Here is a 25,014-nt window from a genome sequence, read left to right as displayed (position 1 = left end):
AACGTTAGTGGATGTAAGAGAACTTATTCCGAAGGATAAGATGGATACTGACTCGGTGAACAAGTTGAAGAACCTGGATGTTCGTCTCCTTCGTGACCTTGTACCCGATTTGTTGGAATGGACCCAGGACTGCAATTGGCCGGTAGCTCGAGACATCGGGGAATTATTGCTGCCTTTAGGCCATGAATTGATCCCTTATCTTAGAGAAATCTTTGCCTCTGATGATGACTGTTGGAAATATGCCATCCTTGTCGAACTGGTCAAGAAATTACCGATGGCAGTGTTGGCGGAGATGGAGCCGGATTTAAGAAGGCTGGCTTTCCATCCTACCCGGGGCGAAAGGGATGAATTGGCGGCGGAAGAGGCGGCAGAAATTCTGGCGCATATGGAGAAGTACGACAAGTTTGACATTTAGAAGGAAGGGCGCCGGAGGCGCCCTTTTGCATGTCCGGAGAAACCGGAATACCCGCCGCTTGGTGGCGCCGTCAAAACCGAGTACAATAATAGAGCGAAAGAGGATAGAGTCTGGATACATAGGATTGGAGGATAATCAAGCTATGACCATTACATGCGATGTGGCCGTGCTCGGCGGGGGAACCGGCGGGTATGTGGCGGCGATCCGCGCCGCCCAGCTCGGCAAATCAGTCGTTGTGATCGAACGGGACAAGCTCGGCGGCACCTGTCTGCACCGGGGCTGCATTCCGAGCAAGGCGCTGCTGCGCAGCGCGGAGCTGTATGCGGAGATGAAGGAGAGCGAACAGTACGGCATCGAAACGTCCGGCGTGCGGCTCGTGTTCCCCGGTGTGCAGCGGCGCAAGGAGACGATTGTAGAACAGCTTCATCAGGGCGTGCAGTACTTGATGCGCAAAAATAAAATTCAGGTCCTGCGCGGGCAGGGCCGCGTGATCGGGCCGTCCATCTTCTCGCCCCGCAGCGGAGCGGTGGCGGTAGAGCTGGAAGACGGAGAAATGGAGACGGTCGTGCCGTCCCATCTTATCCTGGCGACCGGCTCGAAGCCGCGGGTGCTGCCGGGCCTGGAGCCGGACGGCGAGCGGATTCTGAGCAGCGAGGAAGCGCTGCTGCTGGACGAGCTTCCCGCGTCGATGCTCATCGTCGGCGGCGGGGTGATCGGCGCCGAGTGGGCGTCGATGCTGGCCGATTTTGGCGTTGAGGTCACAATCGCGGAAGCCGGGCCGCAGCTCCTGCCCCGGGAGGATGCCGAGGTGGCGAAGGAGCTGGAGCGGCTTCTCAAGAAGCGCGGCGTCCGGGTGCTTACGGGCGCGGAAGTCGGAGCGGACGCTTGCCGCAAGGTCGGTACCGGCGTCGAGCTTGAGGTGCTTCGGGGCGGGAAGACCGAGACGCTCGCCGCAGAAAAGGTGCTGGTGTCGGTCGGCCGTACGGCAAATGTCGAGGGCATCGGGCTTGAGAATACAGATGTCCGCTTCGGGAGCGGAGTCATTGAAGTGAACGAAATGATGCAGACAGCGGAGCCGCATATCTACGCCATCGGCGACTGCATCGGCGGCCTTCAGCTGGCCCATGCGGCGAGCCATGAGGGAATCATCGCGGCGGCCCACTTGGCCGGAGAGCCGGCGCATCCGTACAAAGCGCACCTGGTGCCGCGCTGCGTCTACTCCCGACCGGAGGTGGCGAGCGTCGGGATTACCGAGGAGGAAGCGAAGGCGCAGGGACGGGAGACGGCGGTCGGCAAATTCCCGTTCTCGGCGATCGGGAAAGCGCTGGTGCACGGGGCTAAGGAAGGCTTCGTCAAAGTGGTCGCCGACAAGGCCAGCGGCGATATTCTCGGCGTTCAGATGATCGGTCCCCATGTGACGGACCTCATCGGAGAGGCGGCGCTGGCCCAGTTCCTGGACGCGACGCCGTGGGAGGTCGGAGAGATGGTACACGCCCATCCGACCCTGTCGGAGATTCTGGGCGAGGCGATGCTGGCCGTGGACAGCCGGGCCATCGGCATATAAGAGGGCAGCGACGGGAACCAGGGTCTCCTAGGAAAGATAGGAGCCTTCGTTCTCGTTTCTTTTCTCGGGCAATGGCGGTATAATGGAACTGATCAGGTTTTAGTACCTGGTTTTAAGATCAGATCAGGACTTGGGAGGTTCTCCGCTATGGAAAGTCAGAGTACGGTTCAGACGGTCAACCGGCATGCGCCGCTTGGCCTCAGCGACGGCCAGGCGCTTGACATGTATCGATATATGACGCTTGCGCGCAAGTACGATGAGCGCAGTCTGCTGCTGCAGCGCGCGGGCAAGATCAATTTTCACGTCTCGGGCATCGGCCAGGAGGCGGCGCAGGTGGGAGCGGCGTTCGCGCTGGACCGCGAGACCGATTATTTTCTGCCGTATTACCGCGATTATGCCTTTGTGCTGTCCGTTGGAATGACGCCCCGGGAGCTGATGCTGTCCGTATTCGCCAAGGCGGAGGACCCGAACAGCGGCGGCCGGCAGATGCCGGGCCACTTCGGCTGCAAGCGGCTGCGCATTGTGACCGGGTCCAGCCCGGTAACGACGCAGGTGCCGCATGCGGTGGGCTTTGCGCTCGCCGCCAAGATGCGGCGGGAGAAGGCGGTCTCGTTCGTCACGTTCGGCGAGGGCTCGAGCAATCAGGGCGATTTTCACGAAGCGTGCAATTTCGCAGGGGTCAACAAGCTGCCCGTCATCATCATGTGCGAGAACAACCAATACGCCATCTCGATTCCGGCGCACCGCCAGCTCGGCGGCAAAGTCAGCGACCGCGCGCTCGGCTACGGCTTTCCGGGCGTCCGTGTGGACGGCAACGATGTGCTGGAGGTCTACCGCGTGGTGAAGGAAGCGCGCGAGCGCGCCCTGGCCGGCGAAGGGCCGACGCTGATTGAGGCGATGATGTACCGTTTGTCGCCGCACTCCACCTCCGACAATGATCTGGCTTACCGCACGAAGGAGGAAGTGGACGCGAATTGGGAGAAGGACGGCCTGGCCCATTACCGCAACTATTTGACCGATTTGGGCCTGTGGAATGAAGACAAGGAGCGCGATCTGGTCGCCCAGTGCAATCTGGAGATCAAGGAAGCGACGGAATATGCGGACCGCGCACCGTTCCCGAAGCCCGAGGATACGCTGCTGCACGTCTATGCGGATACCGAAGGAGGGGCGTAAGTCATGGCGGTTATGGAATATATTGATGCCATCCGGCTGGCGATGAAGGAAGAGATGGAGCGCGACGATTCGGTGTTCGTGCTCGGCGAGGACGTCGGCGTCAAAGGCGGCGTGTTCACAACGACCAAGGGGCTGCAGGAACAGTTCGGCGCAGAGCGCGTGCTCGATACCCCGCTTGCGGAATCCGCGATTGCCGGGGTGGCGATCGGCGCGGCCATGTACGGCATGAAGCCGATTGCGGAGATGCAGTACTCCGACTTCATGCTGCCGGCGACGAACCAGATTATCAGCGAGGCGGCCAAAATCCGTTACCGCTCCAACAACGACTGGAGCTGTCCGGTCGTCATCCGCGCCCCGATCGGCGGCGGCATCTTCGGCGGGCTGTACCACTCCCAGTGCCCGGAGTCGATCTTCTTCGGAACGCCGGGACTCAAGATTGTCGCCCCGTATTCGGCGGCTGACGCCAAAGGGCTGCTGAAAGCTGCGGTCCGCGATCCCGATCCGGTGCTGTTCTTCGAGAACAAGAAATGCTACAAGCTGATCAAGGAAGACGTGCCGGAAGGCGATTATGTGATCGAGATCGGCAAAGCGAATGTGCTGCGCGAAGGCGAAGATATCACGGTGATCGGGTACAGTCTGCCGCTGCATTTTGCGATGGCCGCCGCGGAGGAGCTGGAGCGGGAACAGGGCATCACGGCCCATATTCTCGATCTGCGCACCCTGCAGCCGCTCGACAAGGACGCGATTCTTGCCGCTGTCCGCCGGACCGGCAAGGTGCTGATCGTCCATGAGGACAACAAGACCGGCGGCGTGGGCGCCGAGGTGGCGGCAATCATCGCCGAGGAGTGCCTCTTCGAGCTGGACGCGCCGATTGCCCGCCTGTGCGGCCCGGACGTGCCGGCAATGCCGATCAGCCCGCCGATGGAGAAGTTCTTCATGCTGAGCAAGGATAAGCTCAAGGCGGAGATGCTGCGGCTGGCGCAGTTCTAAGGACGAAGCAAGGCGCTGAGGCGGGCTGAGGACGGGCTAGGATGAGCCAATGTGCTAAGGACCGGCTAAGGTTTAGGGACGAGTTAAGACGCTAAGGACGGGCTAAGGCAGGACAACACACGGACTAAGGACGGAGCGGACAACAGCCCGCCCGGCGGGCTGTTGTTTCGTGATGCCCTATGTTGCTGCGGCTGCCGTTGCGGTTGCAGATACAGCCGTTCCTCAGCGATAACCGCAGTTGTTGCCACACCGGCACCCCGCCCGGTTGGCGGAAGCGGACCGTACAGACGCTATGATGTGAAATTCGCCGCTTTTTTGGGATTTACCGGACCTGAATGACCTTATGGGTCCTATAAGGCTCGTATTATACAGCTGCTGGAACCAATAAGGTCTCTGATGTCCGCTTAGGCGCAAAAGGGCAGGTTAATCGTCAAATAAGGTCTCCTGGGTCCGATCCGCCTCACAAGAGGGAAAGACGGCTAAGCCGCGCCTATCGGCTGCTGCCTTCTTGCCCGAGGCGGCGGCAACAGCGGAGAAACTAGAATCAGATTGGCCGAAGCTACCGTGTGCCTGACCCGGATGGAACCTGCTTCGGACTTAACTGTCAGGATAACGTTTAGGAGTTGAAAAATCATGTCCAACACAATGACCGATGTGGCGATGCCGCAGCTTGCGGAATCGCTCGTCTCCGCCACCATCGCCAAATGGCTGAAGCAGCCGGGCGACCCGGTGGAACAGTACGAGCCTCTGTGCGAGGTGCTGACGGACAAGGTGAACGCCGAACTGCCGTCCACCGTGGACGGCGTGATGGGCGAGATTCTCGCCGCCGAGGGCCAGACGGTAGCCGTCGGCGACATCATCTGCCGGATCGCCGTCCCGGCTCCGGCAGCGTCCGGCCCGGCGGCTGCGCCCGCCGGTGCCGCCTCTGCGCCGGTGACTCCTGCGCAGAACGCCCCCGCCGGCGCTGCGCGCCCGGCGGGACGTCCGGCCGGGGCCGCGTATGCCCCGGCCCCGGACCCGAGCGCGCCGATGCGGGCGCGCTACTCCCCGGCCGTGCAGAGCCTTGCGGCGCAGCACGGCATCGACCTGGCCGCCGTGCCGGGCACCGGGCTGGGCGGCCGGGTAACCCGCAAGGACGTCCTGGCGTACCTTGCGGAAGGTCCGTCGCCTGCGGCGGCGCAGCCGCAGGCCGCCTCTCCGGCGCAGCCGCAGGCCGCACCGGCGGTACATACCATGGCGCCGGCTGCGGTTCCGGCGGCGCCGGGCCAGCTTGCGTCCGCCGGATATGCGGCTGACACGGCGGCGCCTTCCGGCGCCCAGCCGCCGCTGCCGCCGGTCCGGCACTCCGGACTGCACCTGTCGGAGTCGCCGAAGATTCCGGAGATTGAAGTGGAAATCGGACGTTCCGAGTATCTGATCGACGTTACGCCGATCCGCAATACAATTGCCACCCGGATGCGCCAGAGCGTGTCGGAAATTCCGCACGCCTGGACCATGATCGAGGTGGATGTGACCAACCTGGTGCTGCTCCGCAACAAGCTGAAGGACGAATTCAAGAGCAAGGAAGGCATCAACCTGACCTATCTTGCTTTTCTGATGAAGGCGGTTGTGAGCGCGATCAAGGACTATCCGATTATGAATTCGGTCTGGGCGGTGGACAAAATCATCGTCAAACGCGACATTAACATTTCGCTTGCGGTAGGTACCGAGGATTCCGTGCTGACGCCGGTTATCAAGAAGGCGGACCAGAAGAACATTGCCGGTCTCGCCCGCGAGATCGACGAGCTGGCGCGCAAGACGCGCGAAGGCAAGCTGCGTCCCGACGATATGACGGGCGGCACCTTCACCGTCAACAATACCGGTTCCTTCGGCTCCATCCTGTCCTATCCGATTATCAACTATCCGCAGGCGGCGATCCTGACCTTTGAATCCATCGTCAAGAAACCGGTCGTCATCAATGACATGATCGCCGTCCGTTCGATGGCGAACCTGTGCCTGTCGCTGGATCACCGCATTCTTGACGGTGTCATCTGCGGCCGTTTCCTGCAGCGCGTCAAAGACAATATCGAAGGCTACACGCCGGATACGAAGCTCTACTGACCGAAGAAGGTCGGCATGAAGGGAGAAGATGAAGCATGACGGATTTGCGGCAGCTTGATATTTCATACATTCCCCGAATCGAGTACGGCGCAGCCTGGGACCTGCAAAAAGAGTCGGTGGCCGCCATCGACGCCGGACTGCGGCCGGAGCGGCTGCTGCTGCTGGAGCATCCGCCGACCTACACAATCGGCTCGCAGAATCATCCCGAGCATCTGCTGCTGAACGAAGATCAGCTTCGGGAGCGCGGAATCGCGCTGTTCCAGATCGACCGCGGCGGAGATATTACCTACCACGGTCCCGGTCAGCTTGTCGGCTACCCGCTGCTCGCCATCGGCGAGGCGGGCAGAGTCGATCTGCACGGCTACCTGCGGACGCTGGAGCAGGTCATCATCGACTATCTGGCCGGCTGCGGCATTGAAGGCGGACGGAAGCCGGAGTATACCGGAGTCTGGGTCGGGGATGCGAAGATCTGCGCAATCGGCGTGAAGTTCAACCGCAGCAAGCATCGCCGCGGGTTCATTACCAGCCACGGCTTCGCGTTCAACATCCATGCCGGCGTCTCCGAGCAGGGGTTCGGCGGCATCGTGCCCTGCGGCATCGCCGAATACGGCGTTACGTCGCTGGAGGAAGTGCTCGGCCGGCGGCCGGAAGTGGAAGACGTGGCGAGGGAGCTCGTGCCGTACTTCCTGGAACGGTTCCCGTATCAGGGGAACCTGGCCGCCTGGGATCTGGAGAAGATTCCGTCGGCGTGAATCCGGGGCACGCCAAACAAGCGGCTCCGGGAAGGGAGCCGCTTCAAGGGCTTGCGGGAATCCGGCAAGGCGGGCGAAGAGCCCGCCTTTTGCTTTTGTGGCGGGAAGTCTTCCGATTCCGTCCGGCCGGGACGGGCCTAGCCCGCGAGGAACGGTTCAATCACCACCAGCAGCATGGAAGCCACCATGGCGATCAGCATGACATAGATGAAGATGCGAAACCACTTTTTGTTCTGCATATGAGACTCCTTAGGGATGAATTATTGAATTGGGTGTACAATGGGTACATATGATTTATTATTGTAGCGCATACGAGAAAGAGAGGGAAGTCCGGTGATTCAAGAAGAGAGAGTCATCCGCGAGTTCATGGAGCTTGTCCGGATCGACAGCGAGACCCGATATGAACGGCAGATTGCCGATACGCTGGCAGCGAAATTCGCAGAGTTGGGACTGACGGCGAAGGAGGACGATTCGGCGGCGCGCACGGGACACGGCGCAGGCAATCTGATTGTGACCTGGGCGGCCGAGGGCGCGGAGAATGCGCCGAAGCTGCTGTTCACTTCGCACATGGATACCGTCGTTCCGGGCCGGGGCATTCAGCCGACGCTTCATGAGGACGGCTGGATTACGAGCGACGGCACGACGATACTGGGCGCCGACGACAAGGCCGGATTGGCCGCGCTGTTCGAAGGCATCCGTGTGATCCGGGAGAACGGCATTCCGCACGGTCAGATTCAGTTCGTGATTACGGCGGGAGAGGAATCGGGACTGATGGGGGCGCGGGCGCTCAGCGGCGATCTGCTGGATGCCGACTTCGGCTTTGCGCTCGATTCCAACGGCGAGCTCGGCGCCATTGCCGTAGCGGCCCCGACGCAGGTGAAGATTCATATGGAGATTACCGGCCGTTCGGCCCATGCAGGGGTCAATCCGGAAGACGGGATCAGCGCTATCCAGGTGGCGGGCAAGGCGATTGCCCGGATGAAGCTCGGCCGGATCGACAAGGAGACGACGGCCAACATCGGCAGCTTCGCAGGCGGCGGGCCGACGAACATCGTCTGCGATCATGTCGAGCTGGTGGCGGAAGCGCGAAGCATTGTGCAGGAGAAGGTGGACGCGCAGGTCGCATCGATGCGCGAGGCGCTGGAGACGACGGCGCGCGAATACGGGGCGGAAGGCAAGTTCCGGGGAGAATTGCTGTATCCGGCGTTCTGCTTCAATGACCGGGACGACATCGTTCAGCTGGCTTCCCGGGCCATCGGGTCGCTTGGCCTGACGCCGCGGACCTTCCATTCAGGGGGTGGCAGCGACGCCAATATCTTCAACGGGCTGGGCGTTCCCACGCTGAACCTTGCCGTCGGCTATGAGAACATCCATACGACGAAGGAACGGGTCCGGGCAGCCGATATTGTCAAGACGGCAGAACTGGTGGTCGCGCTCGTTCAGGAAGCGGCCAGAGGCCAGGTCCTGAAGGGGGACGGCCGACTTCCTCAGTGACCGTTATTTCGGGCCGGGCTCCGTATCTTCTGCGCTGCCCGGCGCATCCGGTCCCGACAGACCGGGAGGCAGCGACAGCACATAGGCCAGCGGCATATCGCCTCCGAAGCGGCGGATCATGCCGGCCAGACGCTCCCGAATCTGTTCCGGCGAGCCGGACAGGCGGAGAATGAGCGAAGCGGCGGCGTGCGGATGGGAACGGTTCATGGATTTCCTTCTTTCCCCCAAAGTTAATTGGCAGCTTGAACAAGACCGGCCGGAACGGGTTTCCGCCGGTAATTCAACGTATGCTTATCCCACTCAAAGGAGAACCGGAATTATGAATGCTTTTAACGAAGGACCGGGCCGGGCATGGCCGGCCAACCCGCAGTTGGATGAGAAGACGGTTTCGACGAAACCGATTTTTGACGGCAAAATCATTAAGGTTCAGGTGGACACCGTAACGCTGCCCGACGGCAAGGAAGCGCTGCGGGAGGTCGTGCGCCATCCGGGAGCGGTCGCGGTGCTTGCGCTGAACGAGGGCAAGATGCTCGCCGTCGAGCAGTACCGCCAGCCGATGGGCCGGACGGAGATCGAGATTCCGGCGGGCAAGCTGGACCCGGGAGAAGACCCGCTGGAAGCGGCGAAACGGGAGCTGGAGGAGGAGACGGGCTTCCACGGCGGCGAATTGATCCGGCTCCATTCGTTCTATACCTCTCCGGGGTTCGCGGACGAAGTCATTCATCTCTACGTCACGACGGATGCGAGGCCCGGAACGATGAAGCTGGACGAGGATGAGTTCCTCCAGGTATCGGAGCTGACGCTGGAGGAAGCTTACGCCTGCATCCGGGACGGCCGAATCGCCGACGCCAAGACCATTATGGCGGTATATGCCTGGCATCTGTTCACGCTGACAGGCCAATGGAACTGAACAGCGTATACGGCGATCTGCACATCCACATCGGGAGAACGAACGGGGGACAAGCGGTCAAGATCAGCGGAAGCCGTGATCTGACCTTCGCCGGAATTGCCCGGGAAGCGGCGCAGCGCAAAGGAATCGGGCTGATCGGCATTATCGACTGCCATTCGCCGGCGGTGCTTCGGGACATTGACCAATGTCTGGAAGAGGGCGAGATGGCCGAGGTTGCGGGAGGCGGCATCGGGTACCGGGATACCACCATTCTGCTCGGCGCGGAGATTGAACTCCGCGAGCCGGGGCGGAAGGAATGCCATGTGCTGGCCTATATGCCGAACCTTGAAGCCATGAAGAGTTTCAGTTCCTGGCTGTCCCGGCACATGAAGAACGTGAATCTCAGTTCGCAGCGGCTGTATGTCCCTTCAAGGGAGCTTCAGCGCGAGGTGCTGGACCGGGGCGGGCTGCTGATCCCGGCCCATATCTTCACGCCGCACAAAGGCCTCTACGGAGCCTCGGCCGAGCATATGGACGATCTGTTCGATTCTGAAGGAATTGCGGCGGTGGAGCTGGGCTTAAGCGCCGATTCGGAGATGGCGGGTTATTTGTCCGAGCTGGACCGGTACACGTTCCTGACCAACTCCGACGCGCATTCCCTCAGCAAAATCGGCCGCGAGTACAACCGCCTGGAACTCGCATCTTCCAGCTTCGAAGAATTCGCGCTCGCACTCGCGCGCAGGGACGGCCGGCGGATCTCGGCCAATTACGGCCTCAATCCGCGTCTGGGCAAATACCACCGGACCTACTGCGGCGGCTGCGGCAGCATTCTGGACGAAGCCGGCTTCACGGCTGCCGGGCAGCGGTGCCCGTACTGCGGCAGCCTGAAGCTGGTCCAGGGCGTGCTGGACCGCATTCTGGCGATTGCGGACCGGGAGCAGCCACGCATCCCGGCATACCGGCCTCCCTATCACTATCAGGTGCCGCTGGAATTCATACCGGGACTGGGCCGGGCGAAGATGCAGCTTCTGCTGGACGCTTTCGGTACGGAGATGAATATCCTCCACCGGGCTTCCGGGGAGGAGCTTGCCGCCGTGGTCGGTCCCAAGCTCGCATCCGCGATTGCCGCGGCGCGAAGCGGCACGCTGCAGCTGTCCGCCGGAGGCGGCGGCACCTACGGGAAGGTTGTCTCGCCCGAAGCGGGGGCGCAGTTCGGAGTGAATCCCTTGAATTGATCGGGAATCGCCCCGCGTTCCCGGCGGCCGCCTGGCTGTACCCCGTGATGGACAGGGTATACCTTTCTCTTTTCTCTCATAGGCTGTAGAAGATGAAGAGAAGGGAGCAAGGTCCTATGCACAGCCTCCGGGGAATGATCCGGGAACAGACGCCGCTGTATCTATTTGTAGCCGTACTCTTTCTGGTGGGAGTCGTATTCGGCGCGCTGATTGTCGGCGCGCTGACGATGGACCAGGTCCAGGAGCTGTCTGACTATCTGGGCAATTTTTTTATTATGGTCGATCAGCATGGCCTGGACACCTCGCCGGAAGCCTTCTGGAGCATTGCGGGCCTTCAACTGAAATGGATCGGTCTGATCTGGATTCTCGGCCTGTCCGTCATCGGCTTGCCGGGCATTCTGATTCTGGACTTCCTGAAGGGCGTCCTGGTCGGCTTCACGGTCGGCTGCCTGATCAGCCAGTATTCCTGGCATGGCTTGCTCTTCGCTCTGGTCTCGGTTGCTCCGCATAACCTGATTCTGATTCCGGTGCTGCTGGTGGCCAGTGCATCGGCTATCGCGTTCTCGCTGCTGATGATCCGAAGCCGGGTGACGGGACGTTCGGGACTCGCGGTCAAACGGCCGTTCGTGCTGTATTCGGCGCTTACGCTGACCCTTGCGGCAGCGATTCTCGGAGCCGCTCTGCTGGAGACTTGGGTCACGCCCGTCATGATGGGCTGGGTCGCCCCTTCGCTGATCCCGGGCGCCTGAGAGGCGGCCTAATAACGTTTGACTTCTCAAATGATCTCCTCATATAATAATAGGAGCGGCCTGAAGATCGGTTGTGCGTTTTCGTTCAAGGGGAGGTAGACTATGGAGGCCCGGATCGACAAAATCAAGCAGCAGCTTCAATCCCAGGGTTACAAGCTGACCCCCCAACGGGAAGCCACCGTACGCGTTCTGCTGGAGAATGAAGAGGATCACCTCAGCGCGGAGGATGTCTTCATGCTGGTCAAGGAGAAAGCCCCCGAGATTGGCCTTGCGACGGTATACCGCACGCTGGAACTGCTCAGCGAGCTTCACGTCGTGGAGAAGATCAATTTCGGCGACGGCGTCGCCCGGTACGATCTGCGTACGGATACGGCGAAGCATCATCACCATCATCTGATCTGCGTACAGTGCGGAAGCATGGACGAGATCCGCGAGGACTGGCTCCTTCCGCTGGAAGAGAAGCTGGACCTGGAATACAACTTTACGGTTCTGGACCATCGGCTGGATTTTCACGGCATCTGTCACCGCTGCCGCGACAAGAACACGCCCGGAGATGCTCCGTCCAACGAATAGCGATGATTGCGCAAGCAAGCTGCACAAGCTCTCACCGGCATGCCGGGGGGAGCTTTTTAAGCTCTTAGGAGAACTTACTTCCGGTTCGCTGTATACATAGAGAGAGACATGGAATCATACAGTGGTACGGGAGGGACTGTCCATGGTGATTGTAGTGTCCAAAAGTGTACGACGGCTTCTGCTCATCGCTCTGTTCATGGTGCTGTGCGGCGTGTTCCACGAGCTGCTTGGCCTGATGGGCGGCTGGCTTCCGGGACCCGGGCGGCCGGAACCGTCCGAGACCAACGCGGTGAAGGCGTTCCGCGAGCTGGGGAGCCGGGAAGACGCCATGCGTCCGGCGGATCGGCTGCTGCTGTTCTATCGCAGCGGGGAATAGCCGGACAAATGCAGGAATTTGAACAAACCGTGTCGAATTAGTGCAGCACCGTCAACGTACGGAGCGCCCTGGCGGCGCTTTCCGGGACAGGAGCGTGGTGGAATGGAGAAAGAGTTGCAGCCCTTTCTGGATTATTTGTCGCAGGAGAAAGGACTGTCCGCGAATACGCTGGACTCCTACGGCCGTGACGTGTCGCAATTTCTTGAATTTGCCGCCGCAAGGGAAGCGGCGGAGGCCCGCGAAATACGCAAATCGCATATTCTGCTTTATCTTTCCGGACTGAAGCAGTCCGGCAGGGCGGCGGCGACAGTGAACCGGAATTTGGTATCGCTCCGCGCTTTTTTTCATTTTCTGATCCGTCAAGGAGTCATCATTCAGGACCCGACGCTGGAGATGGAGTCGGTCAAGCCGGTGAAGAAGCCGCCGGTGATCCTGTCGGAAGCGGAGGTCGAGCGGCTGCTGGAGGCGCCCGACCCTCTGTCGCCGCAGGGACTTCGGGACAAAGCCATGCTCGAGCTGATCTACGGCGCCGGAATCCGGGTCTCGGAGCTGATCATGCTGAATGTCGGCGACGTCGATACGAAGCTGAAATTCGTGCGCTGCGCCGGCGCCTCGGGCCGGGAGCGCGTGCTTCCGCTCGGCGGCGTCGCCGCGAGATGGGCCGAAGCTTACCTGGAGGAAGCGCGGGAGCGTCTGCTCCGCGCCCGGCAGGACGAGCCGGCGCTGTTTCTGAACAGCCTCGGAGGGAGGCTGACCCGGCAGGGCTTTTGGAAGATCATCAAGAAGTATGCCAGAGAAGCGGGGATTCGGGAGGAGATCACTCCCCACACCCTTCGCCATTCCTTCGCGGCGCATCTGCTGGAGCACGGCGCCGATCTTCGTTCCGTCCAGCAGATGCTGGGCCATGCCGACATCTCGACGACGCAGATGTACAGCGGCATCGCCCGCCGGAGCATGAAGGAAGATTACGAGAACCACCATCCCCGCGCCAGGTAGGCGAAGCCGGGGTGGGGGCAGACGCTCACAGCAGATAATGCTAGTAAACTAAGCATAGGCTTTCGAAGCCAGTTTACCGAAGATTCTCACAGCAGATGATGCTAGTAAACTAAGCGAATGCTTCCGAAGCCAGTTTACCGAAGATTCTCACTGCAGATGATGCTAGTAAACTAAGCGAATGCTTTCGAAGCCAGTTTACCGAAGATTCTCACAGCAGATGATGCTAGTAAACTAAGCGAATGCTTCCGAAGCCAGTTTACCGAAGATTCTCACAGCAGATGATGCTAGTAAACTTTTAGGAGTTGACGATCATGTTCAAACGGGTTTGTTTTATTGTGCTTGACAGCGTTGGGATCGGCGAAGCGCCGGATGCGGCTCAGTTCGGGGACGCCGGATCGCATACGCTCGGCCATATTCTGGAGCGCAGTCCGCAGCTCAAGCTGCCGAACCTGCAGGCGATGGGACTGGCGAATATTGCGCCGCTGCCTCCGCTGCAGCCGGTGGCGAAGCCAACCGCGTATTACGGCAAGATGCAGGAAGTGTCCGTCGGCAAGGATACGATGACCGGACATTGGGAGCTGATGGGCCTGAAGATCGAGACTCCTTTTAACGTCTACCCGGACGGCTTTCCGCAGGAGCTGATCTCGAAGTTCGAAGAGCTGACCGGGCGCAAGGTAATCGGCAACAAGCCCGCATCGGGTACGGAGATTCTGGTGGAATACGGGGAAGAACAGATGAAGACCGGAGCCTGGATCGTCTACACGTCGGCCGACAGCGTCTTCCAGCTCGCCGCCCATGAAGACATCATCCCGCTGGACGAGCTGTACCGGGCTTGCCATATTGCCCGCGAGCTGACGATGGCGCCCGAATTCTCGGTCGGCCGCGTCATTGCCCGCCCTTATGTCGGCCAGCCGGGGAATTTCACCCGCACGCCGAACCGCCATGACTATGCGGTGAAGCCGCCGGAGCCGACCGTCATGAACGCACTGGCGGATATCGGCAAGGATGTGATTGCCGTCGGCAAAATCAATGATATCTTTACCGGCGAAGGTGTAACGGCCGCCTATCCGACGAAGAGCAATGAACACGGAATCGAGCTGACGATCCAAGAGATGCGCAAGCCGTTCAACGGACTGCTCTTCACGAACCTGGTCGATTTCGATTCGCTCTACGGCCACCGCCGGGACCCGGAAGGCTACGGACGGGCGCTGGAAGTGTTCGACCGGGCGCTGCCGGAGCTGGTGGGCACGCTGACCGGGGAAGACCTGCTGATTATTTCGGCGGACCACGGGAATGACCCGATCCACGCCGGAACCGATCATACGCGCGAATACGTGCCGCTGCTGGTCTACAGCCCGGCCTTCCGGACGCCGTCGGACCTTGGGGTTCGTGCCACGTTCTCGGATTTGGCGGCGTCCATCGCCGATAATTTCGGAGCCCGGGCGCCGAAGTACGGAACGAGCTTCCTGTCCGAGCTGAAGTAAAAGGCGGCCGGCCCTGGGCCGGATTCCCGGTATCTGCAAGTCCTATTCCATATTTACGGAGGTATTCTTCCATGACAGAAATCATCAGCCAAGGCGCCATCCAGGAAGCGGCGGTCTTTATCAAGGACCGCTGTACGGTAGCGCCGGAGATCGGCCTGATTCTCGGATCGGGTCTCGGCATTCTGGCCGACCTGATCGAGAACGAGGTCAGCATTCCGTATCAGGAGATTCCCCATTTTCCGGTATCGACCGTAGAGGGACACGAAGGAGAGCTGCTGATCGGAACGATCCGCGGCCGCCGCGTCGTCATGATGAAGGGCCGGTTCCATATGTACGAAGGCTACGGTCCCGAGACGACTGCGTTCCCGGTCCGGGTAATGAAGGAGCTCGGCGTAGCCAGCCTGCTCGTCACCAATGCGGCCGGAGGCGTGAATATCGGCTTCTCCGCCGGCGATCTGATGCTGCTGACCGACCATCTCAATCTGACCGGCCGCAATCCGCTGATCGGACCGAATGATGCCGCGCTCGGCGTGCGGTTCCCGGATATGTCCGAGCCGTACAGCCGCCGTCTGCTGCAGGCAGCGCGCGAAACGGCGGCCGAGCAGGACTTCACCTTCCGGGAGGGCGTCTATGCCGGCCTGCTGGGCCCTTGCTACGAGACGCCTGCGGAAGTGCGGATGCTGCGCACGCTGGGCGCCGACGCCGTTGGCATGTCCACCGTCTCGGAGACGATTGTCGCCCGTCATGCAGGCATTGAAGTGCTCGGCATTTCGTGCATTACGAATATGGCCGCAGGCATTCTCGACCAGCCGCTCAGCCACGGTGAGGTCATGGAGACGGCCGAGCGGGTGCGGGAGCGCTTCCTCGGTCTGGTGCTGGCGCTGATTCCGAAGATGTAGCATCCCACTATTAGAACGGAGGAACATTTCATATGACACCAACAGGAAATACTCCGGCGGCAACCGCCGTCTACGGCGCACAGGTCAAGGAAGCCGCCGAATACATTCAGTCCCGGCTTGGCGGCTATTCGCCGGTTATCGGCCTTATTCTGGGTTCGGGCCTTGGCGATCTCGGCGACCAGATTGAGGATGCCGTCTATCTGCCCTACGAAGAGATTCCGCATTTTCCGCGTTCGACCGTCGAAGGCCATGCCGGCCGGTTCGTCATCGGCAAGCTGGAGGGCAAGGACGTTATCATTATGCAGGGCCGTTTTCACTACTACGAAGGCTATGAGATGAAGAAGGTTGTGCTTCCGGTCTACGTAATGGCCAAGCTCGGCGTCGGTACGCTGGTCATTACGAATGCGGGCGGCGGCATGAACCGTGCGTTTAAGGCCGGCGATCTGATGCTGATTACGGATCATCTCAACATGACCGGCGACAACCCGCTGATCGGACCGAATGATCCCGAGCTGGGTGTCCGCTTCCCGGACATGTCGCAGGCCTATGACGCCGAGTATATCAAGCTCGCCCAGAAGCTGGCTCCCGAAATCAAGGGCAACGCCGGGGAATCCCTGGTGCTCAAGCAGGGCGTATACGCCGGCATCACCGGTCCGACCTATGAGACTCCGGCTGAGCTGAAGATGCTCGCGCTCCTCGGCGGAGATGCCGTCGGCATGTCCACGGTGCCGGAAGTCATTGCCGCCAGCCACAGCCGTCTGCGCGTGCTCGGCATGACCTGCATCACCGATATGGCCATCGGCGACGAGCTGGAGCCGCTGACCCATGAGCAGGTGGTGAAGGTGGCCAACGAGACCAAGCCGAAGTTCATCGGTCTGGTCCGGGCATTCGTTCGCGAAGTGCAGGTATAGACATGAGAGCGGTCGATATCATTCAGAAGAAAAGAGACGGCGGCGAGCTGTCTTCGGCCGAGATCGCCTATCTGATTCAGGGGTACACCCGGGGAGAAATCCCGGATTACCAGATGTCGGCCTGGGCGATGGCCGTCTATTTCCAGGGGATGAATGCCCGGGAGACCGGCGATCTGACCCTGGAGATGGCTAAATCGGGCGACCAGATCGACCTGAGCCCGATCGCCGGCATCAAGGTGGACAAGCATTCGACCGGCGGCGTTGGAGACAAAACCACTGTTGTTCTGGCTCCGCTGGTGGCGGCTGCCGGCGTCCCGGTAGCCAAGATGTCCGGGCGCGGCCTCGGCCATACCGGGGGAACGCTGGACAAGCTGGAATCCATCGCCGGCTTCTCGGTCGAGATGGACCGGGAGGACTTCTTCGCGCAGGTGGGACGCCTCGGCGCTGCCGTTATCGGCCAGTCCGGCAACATTACGCCGGCGGACAAGAAGCTGTACGCGCTGCGCGACGTAACCGCAACCGTGGATTCCATCCCGCTGATCGCCAGCTCCGTGATGAGCAAGAAGATCGCGGCCGGTGCGGATGCCATCGTGCTCGACGTGAAGACGGGCAGCGGCGCATTCATGAAGACGCTGGAAGACTCCATTGCGCTTGCGCAGGCAATGGTGGACATCGGTACGCAGCTTGGCCGCCATACCGTGGCGGTTATCAGCGACATGGACCAGCCGCTCGGCTATGGAATCGGCAACGCGCTTGAGATCAAAGAAGGCATCGAGACCCTGAACGGCCGGGGCCCGAAGGATCTGGAAGAGGTCTGCCTGATTCTCGGCAGCCAGATGCTGCTGCTCGGCGGCAAGGCGAAGGATGAAGCGGAAGCCCGCTCCATCCTGTCGGGCCATATCGGGGACGGCAGCGCGCTGGCGAAGTTCCGGGAGATGGTCGCGGCCCAGGGCGGCGACGCCTCGATGATCGACGAGCCCGCTCTTCTGCCGTCCGCGCGTCTCCACCGGGAAGTGAAGGCTGCTGCCGGGGGCTATATCGAAGCGATTCAAGCCGAAGAGATCGGCGTGGCCGCGATGCTGCTTGGCGCGGGCCGGGAGACGAAGGAATCGGTGATCGACCTCGGCGTCGGCATCGTATTGGCCCGCAAGGTAGGCGACCGGGTCGAAGCCGGCGATACGCTCGCGGTGCTGCACATCAATGACGCTTCCGCAAGCCAGGTGGAGGAAGCCGAAGCGAAGGTGCTGGAAGCCTATCGCCTGGCCGCCCAACCGGTGGCCGCTCCTCCGCTCGTGTATGCGATTGTAACAAAGGACGGCGTAACGCGGTTCTAGAGAAGCTGAAGAAGAGACGGCGCATCTTCCAACCGGGAGAGGCGCCGTCTTTTTTTGTACCGTAAATGACGGCCCCGAGCGAATAAATCTGCCCTTCCTGGACGAAACTGGAACAAAGAACCTGCGCCGTATGCGTCCGCAGGCCAACGTTCAGGAGGGGAACTTCAATGATCAATATTCGCAAACCATTCGCTGCCCTGGTGCTCGGCGCGATGCTGGCAACCGTCTGTATCCCGGCAGCGCACGCCGACGAGAAGAGTCCGGCGCCGGCCGGGAAGGAGAGCCGCAGCGGCTCCAGCGCAGGGCAGACGGCCCCGGACCTGGCTCCCCAGGCCCGTTCCGCCATTCTGATGGATGCAGCCACCGGAACGGTTGTCTATGAGAAGAACAGCCATGACAAGCTGCCTCCGGCCAGCATCACGAAGATTATGACGATGCTGCTGACGGTGGAAGCGCTGGACGAAGGACGGCTGCAGCTTACGGACAAAGTCCGGGCGAGCGAGTATGCCGCTTCAATGGGCGGATCGCAGATTTTCCTCGAGCCGGGCGAAGAGATGAGCGTCGATGAGATGCTCAAAGGCATCGCAATGGCCTCCGGCAACGATGCCTCGGTGGCGATGGCCGAGAAGCTGGCGGGCTCGGAGAGCGCTTTTGTCGAGATGATGAACAAGCGGGCGGAAGAGCTGGGGATGAAGGATACGCACTTTGCCAACTGCAACGGGCTACCGGCCGCCAATCATTACTCCTCGGCCCACGACATCGCGGTCATGAGCCGGGAGCTGCTGAAGCATGAGCGCATTATCAAATACACCGGCTCTTATCAGGACTACCTGCGCAAGGACAGCCAGAAGCCGTTCTGGCTGGTCAACACGAACAAGCTGGTGCGCTTCTACACCGGCGCCGACGGCCTGAAGACCGGCTATACCTCCGAAGCCAAGTTCTGCCTCTCGGCAACCGCTTCCCGTGACGGTCTGCGCACAGTGGCGGTGGTGCTCGGGGAACCGAATACGAAGACCCGCAACAGCGAGGTGGCCAGTATGTTCGACTACATGTTCGCCCAGTACAAGGTCCACACGATTCATGAGAAAGGCGATACTCTGGCTACGCTCAAGATCCGCAAAGGCGAGAAGAAGGAAATTCCGCTTGTCGCGCAGGAGAATTACAGTCTGCTGCTGCGCAAGGGCATTGCCCAGAACGGCGTTCGCCATGAAGAAGTGCTGTTGGACAATGTAAAAGCGCCGGTGGCCAAAGGGCAGACAGTCGGCAAGCTGGTGGTCTACCAGGGGGACGCCAAGGTGAAGGAGTACGAGCTGAAGGCCAGCGAACCGGTGGCCAAGGCGGGCTGGTGGAAGCTGTTCAAACGGACGACGGGCTCGCTGTTCTCCAGAGACTGAGGCCTCGTACTTTGTAGAGGATTGGGAGTTTTCTTCTAGTTTTGTCGGAGGGCAGGATTCCCGTTTGGAGGCGTAGAATCGTTGCTGTAGGAAGTTGGTAATTCCAGAGCAGCGAGAGGAGTGACGGGATTGAATTCTCATGTCAAATTGGAGCATCGCCGCAGTGTGCTGGTCGTCCGCCTGTACGGGGAGCTGGATCACCATGCGGCCGATGCGGTCCGGATGGATCTGGACGAAGCGATTCTGCGGGGGCAGGTCGAGCACGTGGTTTTGGATCTCAAGGAGTTGCAGTTCATGGACAGTTCGGGGCTCGGGGTTCTGCTGGGCCGTTACAAGCTGGTTCGGGGCAAGGGCGGCAAAATGGTGGTATCCGGCGTGAACCCGGCCGTACACCGGCTGATGGATATGTCGGGCCTGCTGAAGATTATGCCGGTCTACGAAGATGAGGATGCCGCGCTCTCGGATTTGGAGGTTGCGTTATGACAAACGATCAATCCGGCAATTTCATGGATATCCGGTTCGCGGCCTTGTCCGAGAACGAATCGTTCGCCCGGGTCGCCGTGGCCGCCTTTGTCTCCCGGCTGGACCCGACGCTCGACGAGCTGAACGATCTGAAGACGGTTGTATCCGAAGCGGTCACGAACTGCATCATTCACGGCTATGACAGCGATCCGTCGGGAGTGGTGCATATCCACGCTGCGATTGAAGGCGAGACCGTGTCGCTCGTCATCGAAGACAAAGGCCGGGGCATTGAGGATCTGGAACTGGCGCAGCAGCCGCTCTACACGTCGAAGCCGGAGCTGGAACGTTCGGGGATGGGCTTCACGATTATGGAGAACTTCATGGATGAATTCGAGGTGGTCTCCGTTCCGGATCAGGGGACGCAGGTCCGTATGAAGAAGACGATTGTATCCAAAAAAGCGTTATACAATTAGGGGATGGAGCCATATGGATGCCGAGAAGAAAGCTCCGCCGACCTATTTGGACGATGCGGAGGTCAAGCGGCTGATCGCGCTCAGCCAGGCCGGAGACACGACCGCCCGCGATACGCTGGTGGGCTGCAATATCCGGCTGGTATGGTCGGTGGTCCAGCGCTTTATGAACCGGGGGTACGAGCCCGACGATCTGTTCCAGATCGGCTGCATCGGCCTCCTCAAATCCGTCGATAAATTCGACCTCAGCTATGACGTCAAGTTCTCCACCTATGCGGTGCCGATGATTATCGGCGAAATTCAGCGGTTCCTGCGGGACGACGGGACGCTGAAGGTCAGCCGGTCGCTGAAGGAAATGGCGAACAAGGTGCGCAAGACCCGGGACGAGCTGTCCAAAACGCTGGACCGCCTCCCGACCATCGGCGAGGTCGCGGAGGTGCTCGGGGTGACGCCGGAAGACATCGTCTTCGCCCAGGAGGCGAACAAGCCGCCGACGTCGATCCACGAGACCGTATTCGAGAATGACGGCGATCCCATTACGCTGATCGACCAGATCGCTGACGAGAGCCAGGAACGCTGGTTCGACAAGCTGGCTCTAAGCGAAGCGATCGAATCGCTCAGCGAGCGGGAGCGGCTGATCGTCTACCTCCGCTATTACCGGGACCAGACCCAATCGGAGGTCGCCAGCCGGCTGGGAATCTCCCAGGTGCAGGTATCGCGGCTGGAGAAGAAGATTCTGGCGAATATTCGGGAACAGATTGCGCAGTAGTGAAGTGTATAGATTTCATATTTCGCTTAACAATAAAGACATGTGGTCTTAGAGGTGATTCTAAGGACGCATGTCTTTTCACATTTCTTTCACGTTACAAATCTTTCTATTCATGATAAAAATAATTAGTATTTAAACTAATAAAACACTTTAATGGAAGAGGGGATTTAACAATAGATGTTGTTTTAATAATTTAAGTAGAAAAGGGAGGTGTAAATTTAGAATAGAGTGAAAAAACCTATGTAACCCATTTGTGGTTTATTAAATAAAGTAAAAACGAGGAGTCGAAATAAATGATGTTTCGTAAACAAAGATGGCCTGGTACTAGGTTTATTATTAACTCTGAAAAAAAAAGAAGTGTGATTCTTCCTGTCTGTTTGCTTTGGGCCGGACTATTTTTATTGAGTACAAACGCTTCAGCTTTGAATGATACTTTACAATCTGAACAAATTCGATTTGCGGGGTCTGGAGAAGATTCTGCTAGAGCCGTCGTAGGAACTTCAGATGGCGGGTTTTTAGTTTCGGCGCTAACTACTTCTATTGATGGAGATGCTGGTGGCCTGGGGACCTTGTCATCTGTTGGAAGTGTAGTGATTAAATATGACAGCTCTAACAAGGTCTTATGGAGAAAGCTATATGATACTTACTACATAAGAGATCTTGCTGTCTTACCTGATGGATTTATAGCAGTTGGAGATAATTATCTAAAACAAGACGGAGTTATTTTAAAATTAAACAGCAGCGGAGAAATACAATGGAAAAAAGAAATGGGAGGAACAATGAGCGACTCCCTTAACGCAGTCGCTTTAGGTGAAGATGGAAGTATTATTGCCGTAGGTAATTCTTCATCAAAAGATAATGATCTAGCAGGGATGAACAAAGGTGAGGCCGATGCTTGGATTGTCCAGATTTCTAGCAGCGGGAATCTGATGTGGGCTCGAACTTTTGGTGGCTCCGTTCAGGATTCTTTTTTAGATGTTACATTTCTTAGAGATGGAAACATAATGGTTGTTGGAAATTCCTTCTCTGTTAACGGAGATCTGCCTGTCGGTCTTGTTCATGACACCGGTCATTCCAATGCAATTGCTGTTAAATACAGTAAAAGTGGTATTTTATTAAGTAAAAATACATTTGGCGGAACAAGTTATGAGACATTTAATACTATATCTGGAACAATGGATGGAGGATTTATAGCTGCCGGAAGATCTTCTTCATCTGATGGTGATTTATCGGGTTATCCTTTAAATTCATTTAATGGAGCACTTTTGGTGAAGTATAATATTTATGGGAATAGAGAGTGGGTCCGCTTATTAGGAGGCGTAGGACATAGTGATGAGTTTTATTCTATTGTACAAACTCCTGATGGCAAATACGCTACTGCCGGACGCAGTGATTCGAACGAGGGACCTTTTCTGGGGTTGAATAAAGGAAATAACGATGGAATGATGGCTGAGTTTGATGCTCAGGGGCAGTTATTGAGACTCGATCTTATTGGGAGCCAAGGTCACGATTATTTTTATGCAGGAGCCTTACTATTCTCAGGTACAAAATATATTGCTGTGGGAGATACACAGTACCGTTTGGATGGAACTTACCTAAAAAAGAAAACAGACGCTGTGATTCAGGTTTATGATTTAAACGCTCGAAGTGAGGCCATCCCGGAGTTCAGTGTAGACAATCCCGAACTGACGAATAAAGACGTTGAAGTAACAATAAAATATCCTCTTGAAGCAAATGTTAAACAGTACAAATTAGGATCCGATGGGGTATGGCAGACCTATTTAACGTCTGTACGCATTAGTGAAAATACATTACTATGGGCACGATTTATGAATTCTAAGGGTGTACAATCCAAAGAGTATAGTTTCGATATCAATAATATTGATAAAATTCCGCCTTCTATTCCAACTATAATAGCAGATATTACAGCTCCGACAAATGGAAACGTTACGGTAACGATAAGCTATCCAAGAGATACTAAAAAAGAATATAGAATTGACGGAGGAGCTTGGATTACTTACATGGGGCCAGTTGTTTTAACAAACAACGTAAAGCTCGAGGCGAAAGCGACCGATAAAGTAGGGAACTCAAGTACAGAAAGAATGGATGTAGAAAACATTGATCGGATCGCTCCTGAAAGACCAGTTTTTGTCCCTAATACTACCATTACTACAAACAACTCAGTTAAATTAAGTGTGATTTATCCGGAAGACGGGGGGAGCTTTAACGAATATAAAATAGGTTCGGGAGATTGGCATACTTATGATTTCTACACCCATATCGAACTGGATTCAAATACTATTATTTATGCGAGAACAAGAGATCAAGCAGGTAATACTTCGGAGTCCAACTTTGAGATTAATTATATCGATAAAATTCCTCCAACTACGCCAACAATAAGTCTAGACTATATGATGCCTACCAACAAGGATGTGAAAGCGACTATCGAATATTCGGAAGATTCAATTATACGAGAATATACTACCACTAAACTTAATTATGATTGGAAGTCATATACAAATCCAGTGATAGTTGATTCGAATACTGAGGTGTATGCGCGAAGTAGGGATGCAGCTGGAAACTACTCTGAAATAAAGTCAGTTCAAATAACCAATATTGATAAAACACCACCAACTTTACCAACTTTCAGTATTGACCTCTCCAAAATCAGCGAGAATAAAAAAATGGTCGTCATTAATTACTCGAATGATAGTGAGAAGAAAGAGTACCGCGTAAATGGTGGAGATTGGCTTAACTATAATTCAGCAGTTATTTTTTCTGAGAATGGAACTTTGGAAGCCCGAGCTGTTGACACACTTGGTAATATTTCATCTCCTTCTTCTATAGATGTGGCGGTAGGTCCTGATAAAGCTATTATTAATTCAAATAATATGCAACAAACCAATCAAAATATCTTAATAACAGTCAGATATGCTGAGTCTAGTGTAAAGAAAGAGTACCGTATCAACAAAGAAGATTGGAATATATATACCGGTTCTATAGAACTTACCTTCAATGGGACAATAGAAGCTCGTTCAACGGACAATATGGGGTACTGGTCGGTGTCCAGCTATAGAATAGATAATATTGATAAAGTCCCTCCAATCAAGCCTGTAATTTCAGCTTCCCCTCATGTTCCCACAATTAATAATGTTGTAGTCTCAATAGATTATCCGCAGGATGCAGAGACTAAAGAATATAGAAAAAATTCAGGGAGATGGACTACTTATACAAATAATATAATTTTCTCCGATAATGGGACAGTAGAAGCGAGGGCGAAGGATGCTGCAGGCAATTACTCACCCGTGTCGAGCTTTACAGTCAATAACATAGATCGGGTAGCTCCGCAAACGCCAAGTATTATATCAATCAGTGATAACAAGCTTACTAACAAGTACGTTATTATCAGCGTGGCCTACCCAGCGGATACTTATTCAAAGCAATATCGTATAAATAATGGATCTTGGAAAACTAAGACTAACAAAGGCGATATTGAGTACTTCGATTTTGAGGAGAATGGTAAGCTGGAAATTAGATCCGTTAAAGAATCAGGAATTGCTTCAGATATTATTTCATATACAGTAACCAATATTGACAAAACGCCACCATCAGGCTCAATACTTTTTAATGCGGACAATCCTAAATATTATGTAGCCCGCCATGTGAGTGTGGCATACTCAAATGAAGCAGAGAAGGTTACAATGAAATATCAAATTGGAAGTACTACAGGGCTATGGCTGGATTATAAAACCCCAGTTGAGCTTCCCGCTAATAAAAAGCTATACGTTTACGCTACAGACGAAGCAGGAAACGTAGGATTCGTCTGGGAGTTTGGTAAAGAAAACTCTTCAGCAACATATTTCTATGAAAAAGGCCGTTTAAAATTTATCGAACTTGATTCAGGGGAAAAATATGAGTACAACTACGACAATAACGGGAACCTCCAAAAAATCACCAAAGTTTCTTCATTCTAATTATTAATTGA

24 protein-coding genes are annotated in these 25,014 nt (G+C 57.0%); 22 read left to right on the top strand and 2 right to left on the bottom strand.

All coding sequences use genetic code 11. The features are described from left to right. Positions 1 to 7 precede the first annotated feature (7 nt). The 6 genes from F4V43_RS02890 (at position 8) to lipB (ending at position 6,994) form a co-directional block, all read left to right on the top strand. Complete coding sequence (locus F4V43_RS02890) at positions 8 to 415, top strand: DUF5071 domain-containing protein (protein WP_150456741.1); 408 nt, start codon at positions 8 to 10, stop codon at positions 413 to 415. A gap of 142 nt (positions 416 to 557) precedes the next feature. Continuing rightward, positions 558 to 1,979 (top strand): dihydrolipoyl dehydrogenase, encoded by a 1,422-nt coding sequence (gene lpdA / locus F4V43_RS02885; RefSeq protein ID WP_150456740.1) that lies wholly within the window; start codon positions 558 to 560, stop codon positions 1,977 to 1,979. Between the two features lie 147 nt (positions 1,980 to 2,126). Further along, positions 2,127 to 3,152 carry a thiamine pyrophosphate-dependent dehydrogenase E1 component subunit alpha gene (locus F4V43_RS02880; protein WP_150456739.1) on the top strand — a complete coding sequence of 342 codons (1,026 nt, stop codon included), beginning with the start codon at positions 2,127 to 2,129 and terminating at the stop codon, positions 3,150 to 3,152. 3 nt (positions 3,153 to 3,155) lie between these two features. Continuing rightward, positions 3,156 to 4,142 (top strand): alpha-ketoacid dehydrogenase subunit beta, encoded by a 987-nt coding sequence (locus tag F4V43_RS02875; RefSeq protein ID WP_150456738.1) that lies wholly within the window; start codon positions 3,156 to 3,158, stop codon positions 4,140 to 4,142. 633 nt (positions 4,143 to 4,775) lie between these two features. Further along, positions 4,776 to 6,242 (top strand): dihydrolipoamide acetyltransferase family protein, encoded by a 1,467-nt coding sequence (locus F4V43_RS02870; protein WP_150456737.1) that lies wholly within the window; start codon positions 4,776 to 4,778, stop codon positions 6,240 to 6,242. A 35-nt stretch (positions 6,243 to 6,277) separates the two neighbouring features. After that, entirely contained in the window at positions 6,278 to 6,994 is a 717-nt protein-coding gene (gene lipB, locus F4V43_RS02865; protein WP_150456736.1) for a lipoyl(octanoyl) transferase LipB, read from the top strand. Positions 6,995 to 7,131: 137 nt separating this feature from the next. On the opposite strand, the gene prli42 is transcribed toward lipB, so the two are convergent. After that, positions 7,132 to 7,233, bottom strand: coding sequence for a stressosome-associated protein Prli42 (prli42, locus tag F4V43_RS02860; RefSeq protein ID WP_150456735.1), 102 nt, complete (start codon positions 7,231 to 7,233; stop codon positions 7,132 to 7,134). A gap of 94 nt (positions 7,234 to 7,327) precedes the next feature. Between prli42 and F4V43_RS02855 the strand changes: the two genes are divergently transcribed. Beyond that, on the top strand, positions 7,328 to 8,488 hold the full coding sequence (locus tag F4V43_RS02855; RefSeq protein WP_150456734.1) for a M20/M25/M40 family metallo-hydrolase: 1,161 nt from the start codon (positions 7,328 to 7,330) through the stop codon (positions 8,486 to 8,488). 3 nt (positions 8,489 to 8,491) lie between these two features. On the opposite strand, the gene F4V43_RS02850 is transcribed toward F4V43_RS02855, so the two are convergent. Continuing rightward, positions 8,492 to 8,695, bottom strand: a complete 204-nt coding sequence (locus tag F4V43_RS02850) for a hypothetical protein (protein ID WP_150456733.1) — start codon at positions 8,693 to 8,695, stop codon at positions 8,492 to 8,494. A gap of 112 nt (positions 8,696 to 8,807) precedes the next feature. Between F4V43_RS02850 and F4V43_RS02845 the strand changes: the two genes are divergently transcribed. From F4V43_RS02845 to F4V43_RS02775, 15 genes are all read left to right on the top strand, one after another. Then, positions 8,808 to 9,398 (top strand): NUDIX hydrolase, encoded by a 591-nt coding sequence (locus F4V43_RS02845; RefSeq protein ID WP_150456732.1) that lies wholly within the window; start codon positions 8,808 to 8,810, stop codon positions 9,396 to 9,398. Continuing rightward, a complete protein-coding gene (locus F4V43_RS02840) occupies positions 9,389 to 10,612 on the top strand; it encodes an endonuclease Q family protein (protein ID WP_150456731.1) in 1,224 nt (407 codons plus the stop codon). Before F4V43_RS02845 ends, F4V43_RS02840 begins: the two co-directional genes overlap by 10 nt. Positions 10,613 to 10,728: 116 nt before the next feature. Continuing rightward, positions 10,729 to 11,361, top strand: coding sequence for a stage II sporulation protein M (gene spoIIM / locus F4V43_RS02835; protein ID WP_150456730.1), 633 nt, complete (start codon positions 10,729 to 10,731; stop codon positions 11,359 to 11,361). Positions 11,362 to 11,463: 102 nt separating this feature from the next. After that, positions 11,464 to 11,934, top strand: coding sequence for a Fur family transcriptional regulator (locus F4V43_RS02830; RefSeq protein ID WP_150456729.1), 471 nt, complete (start codon positions 11,464 to 11,466; stop codon positions 11,932 to 11,934). 142 nt (positions 11,935 to 12,076) lie between these two features. Beyond that, on the top strand, positions 12,077 to 12,310 hold the full coding sequence (locus tag F4V43_RS02825) for a DUF4227 family protein (RefSeq protein WP_150456728.1): 234 nt from the start codon (positions 12,077 to 12,079) through the stop codon (positions 12,308 to 12,310). A 102-nt stretch (positions 12,311 to 12,412) separates the two neighbouring features. Continuing rightward, positions 12,413 to 13,306 (top strand): site-specific tyrosine recombinase XerD, encoded by an 894-nt coding sequence (gene xerD, locus F4V43_RS02820; RefSeq protein ID WP_150456727.1) that lies wholly within the window; start codon positions 12,413 to 12,415, stop codon positions 13,304 to 13,306. 311 nt (positions 13,307 to 13,617) lie between these two features. Then, on the top strand, positions 13,618 to 14,790 hold the full coding sequence (gene deoB, locus F4V43_RS02815) for a phosphopentomutase (protein ID WP_150456726.1): 1,173 nt from the start codon (positions 13,618 to 13,620) through the stop codon (positions 14,788 to 14,790). Positions 14,791 to 14,861: 71 nt separating this feature from the next. Beyond that, entirely contained in the window at positions 14,862 to 15,689 is an 828-nt protein-coding gene (locus tag F4V43_RS02810) for a purine-nucleoside phosphorylase (RefSeq protein WP_150456725.1), read from the top strand. A 32-nt stretch (positions 15,690 to 15,721) separates the two neighbouring features. Further along, entirely contained in the window at positions 15,722 to 16,600 is an 879-nt protein-coding gene (locus tag F4V43_RS02805) for a purine-nucleoside phosphorylase (RefSeq protein WP_150456724.1), read from the top strand. A 2-nt stretch (positions 16,601 to 16,602) separates the two neighbouring features. Further along, positions 16,603 to 17,934, top strand: a complete 1,332-nt coding sequence (locus F4V43_RS02800; protein WP_150456723.1) for a pyrimidine-nucleoside phosphorylase — start codon at positions 16,603 to 16,605, stop codon at positions 17,932 to 17,934. Between the two features lie 212 nt (positions 17,935 to 18,146). Beyond that, positions 18,147 to 19,328, top strand: a complete 1,182-nt coding sequence (locus F4V43_RS02795; RefSeq protein ID WP_411898444.1) for a D-alanyl-D-alanine carboxypeptidase family protein — start codon at positions 18,147 to 18,149, stop codon at positions 19,326 to 19,328. Positions 19,329 to 19,457: 129 nt separating this feature from the next. Continuing rightward, positions 19,458 to 19,811 carry an anti-sigma F factor antagonist gene (spoIIAA, locus tag F4V43_RS02790; RefSeq protein ID WP_150456721.1) on the top strand — a complete coding sequence of 118 codons (354 nt, stop codon included), beginning with the start codon at positions 19,458 to 19,460 and terminating at the stop codon, positions 19,809 to 19,811. Beyond that, on the top strand, positions 19,808 to 20,263 hold the full coding sequence (gene spoIIAB / locus F4V43_RS02785) for an anti-sigma F factor (RefSeq protein WP_150456720.1): 456 nt from the start codon (positions 19,808 to 19,810) through the stop codon (positions 20,261 to 20,263). The genes spoIIAA and spoIIAB overlap by 4 nt, the downstream gene beginning before the upstream one ends. A gap of 13 nt (positions 20,264 to 20,276) precedes the next feature. Continuing rightward, positions 20,277 to 21,029 (top strand): RNA polymerase sporulation sigma factor SigF, encoded by a 753-nt coding sequence (gene sigF, locus F4V43_RS02780; RefSeq protein WP_150456719.1) that lies wholly within the window; start codon positions 20,277 to 20,279, stop codon positions 21,027 to 21,029. A gap of 293 nt (positions 21,030 to 21,322) precedes the next feature. Further along, complete coding sequence (locus tag F4V43_RS02775) at positions 21,323 to 25,003, top strand: hypothetical protein (RefSeq protein ID WP_150456718.1); 3,681 nt, start codon at positions 21,323 to 21,325, stop codon at positions 25,001 to 25,003. Positions 25,004 to 25,014: the final 11 nt, after the last annotated feature.

This window comes from Paenibacillus spiritus, assembly GCF_008710135.1.
Lineage (GTDB): Bacteria > Bacillota > Bacilli > Paenibacillales > Paenibacillaceae > Paenibacillus_AQ > Paenibacillus_AQ glufosinatiresistens.
This window is presented reverse-complemented; position numbering and strand designations above follow the sequence as displayed.

Excerpts from the sequence above, each read along its gene's own strand:
- F4V43_RS02810 (WP_150456725.1), top strand. The coding sequence starts at position 14,862 with ATGACAGAAATCATCAGCCAAGGCGCCATCCAGGAAGCGGCGGTCTTT.
- lpdA (WP_150456740.1), top strand. The coding sequence starts at position 558 with ATGACCATTACATGCGATGTGGCCGTGCTCGGCGGGGGAACCGGCGGG.
- F4V43_RS02795 (WP_411898444.1), top strand. The coding sequence starts at position 18,147 with ATGCTGGCAACCGTCTGTATCCCGGCAGCGCACGCCGACGAGAAGAGT.
- F4V43_RS02875 (WP_150456738.1), top strand. The coding sequence starts at position 3,156 with ATGGCGGTTATGGAATATATTGATGCCATCCGGCTGGCGATGAAGGAA.
- F4V43_RS02825 (WP_150456728.1), top strand. The coding sequence starts at position 12,077 with ATGGTGATTGTAGTGTCCAAAAGTGTACGACGGCTTCTGCTCATCGCT.
- F4V43_RS02775 (WP_150456718.1), top strand. The coding sequence starts at position 21,323 with ATGATGTTTCGTAAACAAAGATGGCCTGGTACTAGGTTTATTATTAAC.
- F4V43_RS02840 (WP_150456731.1), top strand. The coding sequence starts at position 9,389 with ATGGAACTGAACAGCGTATACGGCGATCTGCACATCCACATCGGGAGA.
- lipB (WP_150456736.1), top strand. The coding sequence starts at position 6,278 with ATGACGGATTTGCGGCAGCTTGATATTTCATACATTCCCCGAATCGAG.
- F4V43_RS02870 (WP_150456737.1), top strand. The coding sequence starts at position 4,776 with ATGTCCAACACAATGACCGATGTGGCGATGCCGCAGCTTGCGGAATCG.
- F4V43_RS02800 (WP_150456723.1), top strand. The coding sequence starts at position 16,603 with ATGAGAGCGGTCGATATCATTCAGAAGAAAAGAGACGGCGGCGAGCTG.
- deoB (WP_150456726.1), top strand. The coding sequence starts at position 13,618 with ATGTTCAAACGGGTTTGTTTTATTGTGCTTGACAGCGTTGGGATCGGC.
- xerD (WP_150456727.1), top strand. The coding sequence starts at position 12,413 with ATGGAGAAAGAGTTGCAGCCCTTTCTGGATTATTTGTCGCAGGAGAAA.
- F4V43_RS02845 (WP_150456732.1), top strand. The coding sequence starts at position 8,808 with ATGAATGCTTTTAACGAAGGACCGGGCCGGGCATGGCCGGCCAACCCG.
- F4V43_RS02880 (WP_150456739.1), top strand. The coding sequence starts at position 2,127 with ATGGAAAGTCAGAGTACGGTTCAGACGGTCAACCGGCATGCGCCGCTT.
- prli42 (WP_150456735.1), bottom strand. The coding sequence starts at position 7,233 with ATGCAGAACAAAAAGTGGTTTCGCATCTTCATCTATGTCATGCTGATC.
- F4V43_RS02850 (WP_150456733.1), bottom strand. The coding sequence starts at position 8,695 with ATGAACCGTTCCCATCCGCACGCCGCCGCTTCGCTCATTCTCCGCCTG.
- sigF (WP_150456719.1), top strand. The coding sequence starts at position 20,277 with ATGGATGCCGAGAAGAAAGCTCCGCCGACCTATTTGGACGATGCGGAG.
- spoIIM (WP_150456730.1), top strand. The coding sequence starts at position 10,729 with ATGCACAGCCTCCGGGGAATGATCCGGGAACAGACGCCGCTGTATCTA.
- F4V43_RS02830 (WP_150456729.1), top strand. The coding sequence starts at position 11,464 with ATGGAGGCCCGGATCGACAAAATCAAGCAGCAGCTTCAATCCCAGGGT.
- spoIIAB (WP_150456720.1), top strand. The coding sequence starts at position 19,808 with ATGACAAACGATCAATCCGGCAATTTCATGGATATCCGGTTCGCGGCC.
- F4V43_RS02805 (WP_150456724.1), top strand. The coding sequence starts at position 15,722 with ATGACACCAACAGGAAATACTCCGGCGGCAACCGCCGTCTACGGCGCA.